Origin of the sequence: Janthinobacterium sp. Mn2066, assembly GCF_049319705.1 — a bacterium.
Lineage (GTDB): Bacteria > Pseudomonadota > Gammaproteobacteria > Burkholderiales > Burkholderiaceae_D > Janthinobacterium.
The window spans coordinates 1-202 of sequence record NZ_JBMOUF010000070.1; the positions used below are offsets into that span (position 1 = coordinate 1).

Consider the following 202-nt stretch of genomic DNA (forward strand, 5'->3'; position numbering starts at 1 on the left):
GGCGTCCCCAAGGGGATTCGAACCCCTGTACTCACCGTGAAAGGGTGATGTCCTAGGCCTCTAGACGATGGGGACCTTGGCACTACAGTTTTACCTCTACCACTTGCTACTTTACCTCTGCGCTGTTGGTGGAGGTAAGCGGGATCGAACCGCTGACCTCTTGCATGCCATGCAAGCGCTCTCCCAGCTGAGCTATACCCCC

General features: G+C 56.9%; 2 tRNA genes. Both read right to left on the minus strand.

The window, feature by feature from the left end:
* Positions 1 to 2: 2 nt before the first annotated feature.
* Positions 3 to 75, minus strand: a tRNA-Glu gene (locus tag ACL9RI_RS27785).
* 51 nt (positions 76 to 126) lie between these two features.
* Positions 127 to 202: transfer RNA gene (locus tag ACL9RI_RS27790), tRNA-Ala, on the minus strand.